The following is a 13,779-nucleotide window of genomic DNA, read 5'->3' on the forward strand; positions in this document are numbered from 1 at the left end:
AAAAGCAGGACAAATAAAAACAAAAAAAGCACTCGGGAGAGAACCCTAGAAAAGACGGGCGTCATTATTTTCTATTACCCTCCGAATGCTCTTTGTTTTTCAACAACATGGCATAAATGATTTCGCCCAGTTCCACACATACCAAAAGAAAACGATCTGTTCCTTAGTCAGAGCGTATGTGACAGGCTAGGCTAGCAAATAGCCTTGAGATAATCAACATATCAGCCACTTTTAGGTAACACTCTGCATTAAGTGAAAAACTCCTGTCTCCTATTTTAGCTGTCCAAGGGAACAGTAGAATCAATGCCTTCGGGACTGCTGGCAAATTCTTACAAAGCTGCACAAAGCACATCGCTTTACGTCATATTGCGGTAGGTGCTCATTGGTTGCTTACTTAAACCAAATTACGCAAACAAATACCGTCGCATGCTAATGCTGCCGACCAAACCCAAACCTATCATACAAGTGACGACCGAGGATCCTCCATAACTAAGCAGCGGAAGCGTAATGCCAACAACAGGCGCACAACCTATTACCATGCTTATATTTATGAGCACATGCCAGAAAAGCATGCCGCAAACGCCGATTACGACGAGCGACGAAAATCGGTCGGAACAGCGAGCGGAAATTTTTAGAGCGTGAAGTATTGTGAGAGCATAAAGGCAGATTACTATTGTAGAGCCCAAAAAACCCCATTCTTCAGCCAAAACGGAAAAAATAAAATCCGTCGTTTGCTCTGGAAGAAAACTTAGTTGAGTCTGCGTTCCCTGCAAAAAACCTTTACCTGTAACCATTCCCGAACCAACGGCAATTTTTGACTGAATTGCATGATACCCGCTCCCGAGCGGATCAAGCTCGGGAAACATAAAATTAAGAATGCGCTTCCGCTGATACTCATGCATCAAATTCCAAGCCGGAACAGCCCCGACCAATGCCACTACTAAAAGTCGAACAAAGACCTTGGCGCGGATACCCACAAACAGCAACATTGTTCCAGATATAAGAACGACGCTAAGTGCCGTTCCCAGGTCTGGCTGCAAGACTATTAGCAGTGCCGGAATTGCGCCAACGGCCGTGGGCATTAGCAGCGCTCTAAAAGTATATCCATCTCGCGGAGAATTCTCAGAACTAAAAACGCGCGCCAGAGCAAGAATCACAGCAATCTTCATAAACTCTGATGGCTGCATGCGAAACGAACCTATAGCTATCCACCTCTGCGCGCCCTTGGCAATTAGACCAGTGCCCAAAACGAGTACTAGGAAAAAGCACCCCAGCCCATAAAATAAAAAAGCATAGCGCTTCCAAAATGCCGGGCTAATCAGCACACTAACCACAAAAGCTAACAGGCCCACCAGCATAGAATAAAACTGCTGACGCATTTGCGCACTTTGCCCACTCTCTGGATTAAATCCGGCACTGTATAAAATGCCTAAGCCTGCTCCACACAGCAACAGCATCAAGCTACTTAGCTTCCAGTCAAAGTTACTCAACAATCTTCGCTCAACTTTCCTAATCACGAGTCAGCACCAGCCCTTAAGCCCATATTCAGAACTACCACCTCTTCCGCCGGAATTACCCCATGCTTCCTAAAATAAACTTCCATAACCTTCTTCGAAATCGGCGCCGCAGTTTCGCCACCATGTCCACCGTTTTCGACTACTACCGCCATAGCAATACTGGGTTCATCAAAGGGAGCAAATGAAACGAATAGAGCGTGATCCTTATACTTTTCACTATCTCCCTCTTTGCCTAGAGCGACGACTTGAGCTGTACCAGTCTTTCCAGCCACCTCTATGCCTGGAACAGCCGCACGTTTGCCGGTTCCGCTCGGATCTTCGACTACAGATTTTGCGTAGTTTCTTATGAGGGATAATGCCTTAAGGTCTACCGGCAAATCTCTAGATTCGGGCAGAAATTCCTCGGTTTCCCCGGTTTGAATATTTACGATCTTTGAAACGATCATGGGCCTATAGATTTTTCCGAAACTCGAAATGGCCGCCGTCGCATTAGCTAGTTGCAGTGGTGTTGCCGACATAAAGCCCTGCCCAATCGAGACCGACAAAGTCTCGCCGCGATACCAGCGCTCGCCTAAATTCTCCATTTTCCATTCCTGCGACGGCACCACTCCCGTCTTTTCGCCGGGAATTCGCACCCCCGTAACATTGCCTAGGCCAAACATTTTAGCGTACCTGGCGATATTATCGATTCCGAGAGCCTGGCCAAGTTGATAAAAAAAGCTGTCGCAGGAAACCGTGATAGCTTTCTTTAGATCTACAGTTCCGTGCCCCGCACGCTTGTGACAGTGATAGCGCCTTCCTGCAAAATAATAGAATCCAGGACAGTTGTAGGTAGACGAGCTACTGATTGCGCCCTCTGCAAGCCCTGCTATCCCCATGATTAGCTTAAACGTTGAGCCCGGCGCATAGGTAGTTGCGATAGCGCGATTGTTCAAAGGATGAGTAGGATCTTTAGCAATCCTTAGCCACTGATCCCCGGACATCTCGCCGGAAAAAACATTAGCGTCAAACGAAGGAGAAGAGGCCATTGCCAATATCTCCCCGTTTCTAGGATCTATAGCGACTACTGCGCCGCGTTGTCCTTCCAGCGCCTCTTCCGCAGCCATCTGCAAGTCGAGATCTATAGTTAGATATATGTCGCTTCCCGCCTGAGCATCGACTATACCCAGCTCCTGACGCCGATTGCCATGAGCATCGACCTCGAGGCGCAAGTAACCGGTTTCGCCGCGCAAGCGCCTTTCCCACTGCTTTTCAAGGCCACTTTGCCCTATCTTATCGCCTGCCTTGTACCACTTATCATCCATGGCAAACAATTGCGTCTTACTAATCTGCCTCACATAGCCAAACTGGTGCGATAAGTAGTCTTGATATGGGTACATCCGCGATGGAGTCACCCTGACAATCACTCCCGGAAGCTCATGCCGATGAACCATTACACGTGCGAGCTCTTCGCGGGAAATATCGCTAACAATTACCTTTGGCTCAAAAGGCTGGTCGCGCCTTTGATCTTGGAGCGCCGCTCGCAATTGAGGCACATCTCGGTCGGTAATTTGAGCAAGCCTCAATAGAAGTTTCTCTACATCAGTAACATCTTCCATCATCAACGCGAGATCAAATGCCGGGCGGTTGCCGACTAATAAGCGCGAATCGCGATCGAAAAACCTTCCACGCTGTGCGACCGTCCTAACTGTCCTCGTGCGATTATTTTCTGATAAATCTCGGTAATAGGAACCTTGGATGCCCTGCAGATACCACAGCCTTACCCCTAGAAATGAATAGGCCAAGCAAACCACAGCGCCAAAAACCAAAAATCGACTTGCCAATTGTTGCTTTCCACCCGCAACTTTCATCTCATCTGGCCTTTGCCATATAAGCGGCTGATAGATGCGTCTTCCTGGCGCTAGCGACTCCCGACTTGGCATGATGACGCAAAATAGACATTACTATTGGCGCACAAATAGCAGTGGAAAGCGCCTCCCAAAGCACCGTCATAAGAGCACCGCTCGTAACGTTTATACCAGCTGAAAGAGACAGCGTGATAGCGAATCCAGCAAATTTTACAATCGATGCACAAAAAGCAATAAGCGCTACAATTACCGGATGATCTGCATAAATCTTGCGAGACATAAAGGCTGCCAGGTGGAAGGCCAGGATAAAGCCAGCCGCATTTGGGCCAACAAACAGGCCAGACGCAAAATCCCCAAAGACGCCCAGCAAAAAGGCCACAAAAAGCCCAAATGGATTATAGCTCTGCAAAGCTAAGTACAACACCAGAGTCAATAATAAATCTGGCCCAATCGCAGAGGGAAATAGCGAGTGAATAATGGTCGCTTGAAGAACCACTCCTACCACCGCAACAAAAGCAAATGTTAACACAAAGCGTATCACTGCTCCTTTGCCTCCCCAACGCTTACTACACCTAAGTTATTCGAGTGCGCCTGCGCACTAGGCTCGCTCTTGGCAACAGCAGTAATCACTAGGACATTTTCCAAACGGTTAAAATCGACACTTGGAAGAAGTCTTACATCCTGAAACAAGCTGTTAACGTCTGCCTTGACATCCACCACCATTCCAATCAGCGCTCCCTTGGGATAAACGCCATCAAGTCCAGAGGTTAAAACTCGATCTCCTGGTAGTGCCGGATATTCTTTCACCAGATAGCGCAAAACTAACTCCTTGAGCGAAGTTCCCTCAACTATGCCGGATCCGCGGCTAATCTGGACTATCGCATCGACAGAACTACGGCTATCGGTGATGAGCAACACTCTCGCGCTATCGCTAGAGACCGCCGTAGTTTGCCCTACGACTGCATTTCCATCAACTACCGCAAGCCCTGGCGTTATCCCGTGGTTCGTTCCTCTATCGATGGTAATTGCCCGAACCCAATTCGAAGGGTCTCGCCCGATAACATTTGCCGCTACGCCAACATGTCCAGTTCGCTCGCCAAAAGCTAGGAGCTGGCTGAGGCGTTTGTTTTCATGACTATACTCTAATAATTGAGAGTTTTCCGTTTCGAGCGTGCCAATTTTAGAAAGCAAATCGTCCCGCTCCTTCTCAACATTGACGAGCCAAATATAGCGTTCCCATGCGTTCGTAACCGATTTAAAGGCGTTATGATGTGCATTTTGCAGTGGCGCAACGATTTCGTTTACTAAAGCACCGCCTAGTCTAGGCAATCTCGGGTCTCTTGTGCTTAGGCTGGTAAGTTGGAAACAGCTAACTAGCAGAACAAATGAAGCAAACGTCAAACTGTGCCGGCGTAAAAACTCCACCATCGCTTTCTACCAGACTTCATCTCCGCTTTATCGCAAACGCCATTTCCTAGAAACCCGACATTGTCTTTCTAATGAAATGTTACGTCTTTAAATAGTTCGATGTTATCTAAAATCTTACCCGAACCCATAACCACTGCTGTCAAAGGATCCTCGGCCAAAACAACTGGCAGTTTCGTCTCCAGTCGCATAAGCGCATCCAAATTTCTTAAAAGCGCGCCCCCGCCGGCCAACGTAATTCCGCGATCGACGATGTCGGCAGCCAATTCCGGTGGCGTTCGTTCCAGAGCCTGCATTACTGCATCGACTATTTGCCTCACCGGCTCGCTAAGAGCTTCAAATACCTCTGTTTCAGATATTTCTATTGTTCTCGGAACTCCGGCAACTATATCTCTACCGCGAATTTCAACCCTATGGTTCTCACCAGTGGGGAGTGCCGTGCCAATAGCAATTTTTATGCGCTCGGCGGTCTGTTCGCCAATAGAAATATTATAGTTCTTCTTAATGTAATTTATTATGGCCTCGTCCATCTTGTCGCCGCCAACGCGTACAGATTTAGAAAACACTATCCCTTTAAGCGCTATTATCGCCACTTCTGTCGTACCGCCACCGATGTCGACAATCATTGAGCCACAGGGCTCAGTTATGGGAAGCCCTGCACCTATCGCGGCGGCCATTGGCTCCTCGACTAAATACACCTCTCGCGCACCAGCCGATTCAGCGGACTCTCTAACCGCACGTCTCTCCACTTCTGTGATCCCAGAGGGAACGCAAATGACGACGCGCGGACGAACCAAGGCCTTTCTATGATGAGCCTTTTGAATGAAGTACCTAAGCATTTGCTCCGTCACTTCAAAGTCCGCTATCACGCCATCCTTTAAGGGCCTCACAGCAGTAATCCCCACAGGGGTCCGACCTCTCATATTCTTGGCCTCGACACCTACCGCCACAACCTTTCGCATATCGCGACCATTTGACTGAACAGCAACAACAGTTGGTTCGTTAGAAAGTATCCCTTTGTTTTTTACATATACCAATGTATTGGCAGTTCCCAAGTCAATTGCCAAATCATTAGAAAAAATGCCAAGCAAACGATCGCCAATCATTTATTAAGTAAACTCCTCAAAATCTGTCCCCGACTAGCATGCCCCCGCCAAGTCTTAATTGTTAAAAGGTCTTAATAGCTAGAAGAAAGATGAGTAAAATAACCGCCACAAAATCCCTCGCGAAAAAGATACTAGCATTACAATACAATTAAAGGCTTGTACCTAAACTTAACTACATATGCCGATAGCATGACCTTGCTTGCAAGGCAAACAGCGGCATATAATAAGCCTATGAGTCTAAGAAAAAAAGGTTTTTCATTACCACTACTTGGCACGATCGTAGGCTGTCTAACATTTTCTCCAGACGTGCAAGCCGAAGATTCAAAACAAGAAATTGCGCTGACTTCCACAATAGATGGAAAAGTTTTATATGAGACTTTTTGTGCTCAATGCCATGGAGCTACTGGCAAGGCCGAGAGCGAGATCGAGTCACTGTTAATCCCACCTCCTTCGGATTTAACTGCCGCTCAACTAAAACATGGAAGCAGACTGGGAGATATTTATCATTCAATCAGAGAAGGAATTGGCAGCACTATGATACGATTTAAGGAGCGGCTTTCAGATGAACAAATTCGCGCAATCGCAAAATACGTAATTAAACTAAGAAGCGATAAAGGGGCTAATTAAAAAAAACGCGACTGTCTCCTGGAATAACTTTTAACTCATCCTCCCTTAACTCAAACTCTGCCTGTAGCAAGTGATCGACTAGAACAGTTTTCTGATTGTCTAAAGATAGATTTTTATCCACAAATATTACATTTTGTCCCGAAAAAACACATTTTCCGCTCTTAACCCTGAATGACTGCCCTCTGACGAGCTTCTCGCGGCGAACGGTAACTCCACGCGACTCAAAAATCCCAGCCAAATCTTTTACCACTGCCTCCTGTTCCCTCTCCTTTAGCGTCTTTTGCTTGCGCACAGCACAATACCCCCCGATCTAAAAAAAACTAAACTGTTTCCAAAAAGTAAGTTAAATATTTTACTTTTTGGAAACAGTATTTGTTGCTTATTGGCAAGTGCTTATGCACTTGCTGTTTATACCTACAAGGTGACTAATAGCATTTTAGCTGTCATCGATCCAAGAGCAAACATCCTTTCCGCTCAAAAAATCTCAATCTCGCCCTTTTATGAGCTCCTCGACAGCCTCCTTTACACAACTGGCCAAAAGCTGTGGCTCGCGCACGATATTTGGATCAGTCACTACACAAGCACAGAGTTTTTCTTCATGCGAAATAAAGCCAAACGCCGCACCGTGGCCTTTGATTAGAGCAAGTACTGGATAGTTAGCAAGTATCTTTGCCCCACAGAGGCGCCTTTCCTTAATCCACCCAGGCATATTGGTGAAAATAAAATTTGTCCGCCGCGCCTGCCACTCGCATAGAATCCTTTGGAGCCATCTTGGCAAGATAGATATGAGTTCACCCAATGTTAAATACGCATATAAACTCTTGCTATCCCTTTTCTCGACAAAACGCCTATTTATAAGCCTCAGCCGCTCCTCACGCACAGCACATTGAAGATGCAAATCAATCGCCAGCGCAACGATGCGGTTACCTAACGATAGCCTGTCGCCTTGTGGTCTAACATTTACTGGCACGACCGCTCGCAGACCCTTAACACTTGCTCCATACTTATAGTGGTAGCGAATAATCCCATCGATAACACAGCCTAGCAACACGTCGTTAAACGAAACGTCCACTTTCCGCCTAATAGCCCGCAACTCTTCAACTGGCAAATCAAACACTCGAATTACACGCCGTGGCGAATTTCTGCCATTTAGCAAACTCTTAGGCCGCTTTGCCGCTATCTCGCGAAACAACTCAGCGATGTAGTTTCTTTTAAAAGCCTCCAGTCCCCTGGCGCTCAACTTTGCCGCTTTAATGCCATCATTGCGGCTCTCCAGTCTCTTCCCTCTATCGAGCTCAGCACCGAAATTATCATCCGCAATCGCCTCGATTAGCTCCAAGCCACCTAAACCATCAGCTAGTGCGTGATGTATTACAAACAACATGCCTACTATTTCCCTCCCGCCCCTTCGCTCTGCGACATTGCTAATTAGCGTAAAGCTCCATAATGGCCGGCTAAGGTTTAGGCGTTCGCTAAACTTCTCGCTAGCAACTTCCACAAGTTTTTCGCGGTTGCTAATTTCAGGCAAGCACAAGACAGCAAAGTGATTTGCAATATTAAACTCTGCGTCGTCTACCCACATATCCCCAATTATCCTCTGCCTTAGCTTAGGAACATTTTCCGCGAGCACGCGAAGCCTTGAGCGAAGTTCCAACACATCAGGCAAGCCATCAAATAAACATAGAGAGGCAATAGCTTGATGCGTAACTGGCGTATCGAAGTTAAAAAACAGAGAATCCAATACCGCTACTCTATTTCCCATACCAAGTTATTAGCATTACTCCCAGGAAGACCATTCTATTTGGAAATTGCAACGCAACGCAAAAGAACGCCGCTACATCGTTCGATTGAAACTACTCTATCTTAAAGGCGTAGAAAAGATATAGTCTCTATTTGGTCCAATCCGAAGCATTGTTCCCACGACACTGTTAGGGGAATCCGAGTCTACAGTAACTCGCCCATAGGCAGCTTGTGTTTCTAAGCTGCAAAGAGACTCCACCACACCTCCCTTGGACGGGATCTTAATGACTTTATTTCTAAGCAACACCTCTCCATCTAGCCTGCTCATGCTAACCCTTGCCTCAACGTCTGCCCCTCCGGTATTCATGAGCCACAAATTGCAACCTTGATTCAGGAACGTATTGTACGAACCGCTAAACGTCTTTCCAATAGCCTCGCTTGCGGGAATACTATAACTAGCGGTCAATGTTCCGCCAGCATCTCGCTCGTAATGCATGGACATAGCTGACACGCCGCCTCTTTTTAAACCCTTCACAAGTGCAATTCCAGGGCCACGCAAGAAGCTATCGGCGATTAGATGAATCGACTGCATCGGGCGCATGCGATAGAGCGACAAGCTCTTTGCGGCCTTTCCGTTAAGATAATGTATATCTACAATTACGTCGTTAACGCTTTTACTCGTGTTGACGATTTCTAAAATTGCCGAACCATGAGAAGTGTCTAAGGGGACTGCTAGCAATTTGCCACTCCCCGCCTCGCCCTGAAACTGGGAAGCGGATTTAAAACTTGGAATTCTCGCATCCTCCGTCGCATAATAGTATCTATTGTTGCGAACCATAAACGGCACATCGTTCTTGTCCGGCTCCCAGCGCAGCACTCCGACTACCTGTTGACCGAGGCTATGAGCTGGCACATCTCGCCTTGCCCCTGCGGCAAGAGAATCCACCCTAATCGAATCCACTAACTCACCCTCTAAATCGAAAAACGACAGCCACCCGCCCTGAGAGGCCTCCGAAAGGTTAGTGAGCTGAATCCAGTTAGCTACGAATCCAGCTTCGGCTGTCGAACTCGGATCAAACGTATTTAATGATAAATGCTGCCTACCGATTTTTCCAGGGTCAAATGGCATAGCAAAGGCGAAGGCAAAACCGCTATCCTGCTCTTTGTAGTATACAATCCGCCCATCAATATCCCCAGGTGCTCCATTGTGTTCTGTGCATACCTTCCCATAAGAGTCGGGCAAAAATCCGGGCAAATCGTGAACTAATACATCAAACTGCTGCCCTGGATTGAGGTAGTAATCCATAGAGCCTAGTTCCTCTCCGGACAGATGATACAGAGTCGTCTTAAGGGATAGAACAGAGCTACTATTATTTAGATGTTCCATGATGTTCCACATGGACAAGTTGCTATTCCATTCCGCGCAAATCCTGCTTCCAATAACGACTTTTAGACTTCCTACATCTAGTGGGTCAGATCCAAACGCCACTTCGTTTCCATCTAGCACACCATCGCCGTCAGAATCGGGCGACACAACGTCTGTTCCCCAGGCTAGCTCCTGCCCATCAACTAAGTTGTCGCCATCCATGTCACCATCTAGTGGATTCATGCCCACATATTCCTCACTCACGTCCGGCAATCCGTCGCCGTCGCTGTCGGCTGCACCATGCCCTTGACACGCCTCGAGATATGGGGGCTTTGTTGCCGCTGGAAATGTCCCAACCAAATGAGATACTCCAGAGCGCTCTAAATCGTGCTGATACATAGGCCAATCCATAGTAGCCCGATTGTATGGAGCAGTTAGGTCGTAGATAAACACCTTCCCTACATCCGCTCCCGTCGACGCTACTAAATCGACGTCGCCGTCCATATCCACATCGTCAATAACTAAGCCAGCTCTCTTGCTAAACATCCCGTTGGATCTAAGGGGGAAGCCGTTAGCCACGGTTCCGTCATGATTAAATGCATGAATATTCCCGCTATGCGTTCCAACAACTATCTCTCTGTATCCATCGCCATCTATATCGCCAATGACTGGCTGCGTCGTTATAAGAGCGTCGTCGTAATCGCTTCCTGAATATACAATTACTGGCCAACCAGGCCTCATCCTCCCTCGAGCATCGACGACTGAGATTACACCTTTTTGTGTGATTTGCTGACCGTCTCCGTCGTAAAGGTATTCGACGATTGCGAAATCTAAGATGCCGTCTCCTTCAATATCTCCTACTGAGGGAGGCACTAGCCCATTGTACTGTATTTCGTCTAGACTTGCGTCTTTGTGATGGTGTGGAAAGCAGTCTTTCGTTGGCCATCCGTCCACTGGCAACCCATTGTGGTGCCACGCGTACAATCTAGATTTCTTGTGATTTACAATTTCTAGGTCTCCGTCACCATCCATATCTACCAGTATACTCGAACCGTCTCCTTCCTGGCTGGTTCCGTACCCAACATTCGTCAAGTCGTCATCGTTTCTATGTATTGAAACATCTGTCGCCACGCCATCATCGCGAAGTATCTTAGTCTCTAGTGCTGTATTGGCGAATACCAGATGCGATTTTCCATTCCCCAGCAGGTCCCCTACAGAAATGGGGCAAAAATCTGGAATATTTCCCCTAAATGGCCAGCCGGGAAGCAATTTCGCCTCACTGCTAAGGACGTATATATTGCCTTTATCCATATTTCCCGGATAGGGCAGACAGGCCTCGCCGACGATGATTTCCAGTGCTCCATTGTTGTCGACATCTGCTAAACTCACACCCGCCGTCGTGTAGGGGCTATCGCCGTATGTTATCCCCTTGTATGGCGATGTGTGGTGGCATTGCACTGTTTGTAGAGAAAACGGCCATCCATTTACCGGAGTGCCGTCGTGATGCCAAGCCATTACCCTGGATGGCGTCTCTCCCGAACGAGAAGTTGCGTTTCCGGCGACAATTTCCAAATCGCCATCTCCATCGATATCTCCAACTGCAAAGCCTCGAGATATTGAACCAGTGGCTAGAGTTTGCGGCCAACCAGTTTTTGTGCTGCCGTTAGAGTTGTTTACATGCACTAAACCTGAGCTACTCACGCTTATAACCTCTTTCTTCCCATCCCCCTCGAGATCGGCGACGGCCACATAAGCGCCGTTAGTTGCATTGTGCACTGGCCAGCCTGCGTTTTGCATCATTCCGACACTAGCCTCGAGGTGATGTTGGTCGATGTTGCCATTATGCTTGACCTGCAAGCGCAGTTTAAGCGACTCACCGTAGGGAATCTGTGAATCTAAGGCAATGCGAAAGTATTCAAGGCTGTTTTCTTTTCGCTCTCTAAACGCGAGCGAGCCATAGTTAAAAATTGAATTGCTTATTCTGACATGGGCATTCTCGCTCGAAAGAACCGCCACCACCTCTTCTGTTGGCGTGCCTTGATTAGTGATTCTAAGGCGCACAATCGCTTCCTCTCCTGGCTCAAGTAATCCATTCCCATTGCCATTTTCTGTAGCGTCACTGACGTCTGGCTCTATTGTGATTTGTTCCGTCGGTTTGACTGTTAGGAGTTTGTGAAGATTGACCCTTCCTGCTCCCATCTTTTCGACGTATTCTGTTGAGCTTAATGGCAGATTATCGGTTCCAGCAAACACAGAGCCCCACACCTCTTGCATCGTTGCCTGCCTATTTGCCGACAGTAGCAAGGCCACGGCGCCAGCGACATAGGGAGCCGCCATTGATGTGCCGCTTAGGCTTTTGTATTGTCCATCCTTATACGTGCTTAAAATACTCGTGCCTGGTGCGGCTATGTCGACCCAATATCCGTAGGTGGAGAAACTTGACTTTTCGTCTTCGGAACCCGTTGACGCCACGGCTATAACCTCTGGGTTAGCTGCGGGATAGTGGTAACTCTCTGTATTTGTGTTTCCTGCTGCGACGACGACTACTACTCCCAAGCTATCGGCGTATTTTATCGAATCGTGAAGTGCGCTCGAGTAATGCGAAGAGCCAAGGCTTAAGTTTATTACGTGTGCGCCATGGTCCGCGGCATAGATTATGCCGTTTGCAACTGTAGAGGCTAGTCCAGACGCGTTTTGGTTGAGTACTTTTATTGGCATTAGTTTTACATTCCACGCAACGCCAGCTACGCCAATGCTGTTATTTGACGATGCTGCAACGATTCCCGCGACGTGCGTACCGTGACCATTGTCATCATCTGGCGCATTATCGTCGTTTACAAAGTCATAGCCAGCTACTAGCTTGTTTGAGAAGTCCGGGTGATCGAGATCGACGCCGCTATCTATGACGGCTATGATAATGTCGCTACTTCCAGCCTGTATATTCCAAGCTTGCTCTGCGGAAGTTATATGGTGTGCCCATTGTTCTACGAACATTGCGTCATTCGGCACTGCTGATGCTCGCATGATATAGTCTGGCTCGACTATTTCGAGTTCTTGGCTTTTTCGCATTTCTTTTGCAAGATTTGCCGGATCGCCTTCATCGCTATTAAGTTCTGCATAGCTCCACACTGACATCTCAGGTTTTGGTGGCTGTTTTAAGCCCTTCCATCGCATCCCCTCGCGACTGAAGCCATGCGATAGTGGCAATTTGAGCGCGCCGCTGGCCGAAACTGCATTTCCATTGGACAACAGTCCTTTAGCGCGCTGAAGCAATTTGGCGATTTTTGCCTGCCGAGCCGTATATGCTCGCGCGGCCGTAGAGGTTGAACCGCTACTTTTTTTTCTAATGAGAATGCGATTTTTCGCGTAGGCTAGCTCTTCATATTCAATAGCGCTAGTCTCCTCGCTTAGAACGACCAAAGGCAAGATCGTGCATATGAGCAGCAGCAATATCGGCCAAATTCCCCTTCGATTTGAGGCCGAGAAGCGGATTCCTAAGTGATCTACGGGGGGAACGTGCGCCATATAAAAAAGATCAGAATTGAACCGAAAGACCTACTTTCCTATATCTATATCGGCATGGTGTCAGAATTGCTGAAGGAAACGGCTTTCCGAACTGATCTCGGATGCTAATGGCGAATGCTTGCGGTTTTAGGGTCATTTGCATTCCTGACCAATCATGTTTATATTTAGTTACATACGTCATTAAGTTTTCACTATCGTCGGCAGTAAATAACTTGCTTAGGATTGCGGCGGTTAGCCTGGGGATCTTTTTTTTCTTTAGATTTCGGGGGTGAAACGGGTTCGACGTGGGTTATGCGAGACTCTAGACTGCGTGTCCCGGGTGTCACTGGCCGGGTTAGTAAGTGGCAAAAAAGTAATCGCAAACGAAAACGATTACCGTTCAGAATTACTCGCTGCTTAAGTGAGTATGTCCAAGTTGAGATTGCTCGTGGCTCAATTTGGGCTAATACAGCGAGCTAGGGTGACAGAGCTGTTTGGACTCCGTCCTCCGAAACTAATTTCCAGACTGGTTCGGCAACATCGCGTTTAGTCGAGAGTGCCGAGCGAGATTAAAAGCTAAGCTACACATGTAGACGTCTTTAGAATCGAACTCACGGACGGGGGTTCAACTCCCCCCACCTCCACCA

At 47.6% G+C, this 13,779-nt stretch carries 9 protein-coding genes and 1 other RNA gene; 2 read left to right on the forward strand and 8 right to left on the reverse strand.

Features of this window, described 5'->3' with window-relative positions:
• Window positions 1-404 precede the first annotated feature (404 nt).
• From rodA to IT291_04575, 5 genes are all read right to left on the reverse strand, one after another.
• Complete coding sequence (rodA, locus tag IT291_04555; protein MCC6220497.1) at window positions 405-1,457, reverse strand: rod shape-determining protein RodA; 1,053 nt, start codon at window positions 1,455-1,457, stop codon at window positions 405-407.
• A 56-nt stretch (window positions 1,458-1,513) separates the two neighbouring features.
• A complete protein-coding gene (mrdA, locus tag IT291_04560) occupies window positions 1,514-3,367 on the reverse strand; it encodes a penicillin-binding protein 2 (GenBank protein ID MCC6220498.1) in 1,854 nt (617 codons plus the stop codon).
• A 1-nt stretch (window position 3,368) separates the two neighbouring features.
• Window positions 3,369-3,893: a rod shape-determining protein MreD gene (mreD, locus tag IT291_04565; protein ID MCC6220499.1), complete on the reverse strand. Its 525-nt coding sequence runs from the start codon at window positions 3,891-3,893 to the stop codon at window positions 3,369-3,371.
• Window positions 3,894-3,901: 8 nt separating this feature from the next.
• On the reverse strand, window positions 3,902-4,693 hold the full coding sequence (gene mreC, locus IT291_04570; GenBank protein ID MCC6220500.1) for a rod shape-determining protein MreC: 792 nt from the start codon (window positions 4,691-4,693) through the stop codon (window positions 3,902-3,904).
• Window positions 4,694-4,860: 167 nt separating this feature from the next.
• Window positions 4,861-5,895 carry a rod shape-determining protein gene (locus IT291_04575; protein ID MCC6220501.1) on the reverse strand — a complete coding sequence of 345 codons (1,035 nt, stop codon included), beginning with the start codon at window positions 5,893-5,895 and terminating at the stop codon, window positions 4,861-4,863.
• A 231-nt stretch (window positions 5,896-6,126) separates the two neighbouring features.
• Here IT291_04575 and IT291_04580 point away from each other — a divergent pair, with 231 nt between their 5' ends.
• Window positions 6,127-6,522, forward strand: coding sequence for a c-type cytochrome (locus IT291_04580; GenBank protein ID MCC6220502.1), 396 nt, complete (start codon window positions 6,127-6,129; stop codon window positions 6,520-6,522).
• Here the strand turns inward: IT291_04580 and IT291_04585 are convergent.
• The 3 genes from IT291_04585 to IT291_04595 form a co-directional block, all read right to left on the reverse strand.
• Entirely contained in the window at window positions 6,515-6,814 is a 300-nt protein-coding gene (locus IT291_04585; protein MCC6220503.1) for a hypothetical protein, read from the reverse strand. The genes IT291_04580 and IT291_04585 overlap by 8 nt on opposite strands.
• 192 nt (window positions 6,815-7,006) lie before the next feature.
• On the reverse strand, window positions 7,007-8,284 hold the full coding sequence (locus IT291_04590) for a DUF1298 domain-containing protein (GenBank protein ID MCC6220504.1): 1,278 nt from the start codon (window positions 8,282-8,284) through the stop codon (window positions 7,007-7,009).
• A 96-nt stretch (window positions 8,285-8,380) separates the two neighbouring features.
• Window positions 8,381-13,153 (reverse strand): S8 family serine peptidase, encoded by a 4,773-nt coding sequence (locus IT291_04595; protein ID MCC6220505.1) that lies wholly within the window; start codon window positions 13,151-13,153, stop codon window positions 8,381-8,383.
• A 264-nt stretch (window positions 13,154-13,417) separates the two neighbouring features.
• Between IT291_04595 and ssrA the strand changes: the two genes are divergently transcribed.
• Window positions 13,418-13,779: a transfer-messenger RNA gene (ssrA, locus tag IT291_04600) on the forward strand.

The organism is Deltaproteobacteria bacterium (assembly GCA_020845775.1).
In the GTDB taxonomy this organism is placed as follows: domain Bacteria; phylum Bdellovibrionota_C; class UBA2361; order SZUA-149; family JADLFC01; genus JADLFC01.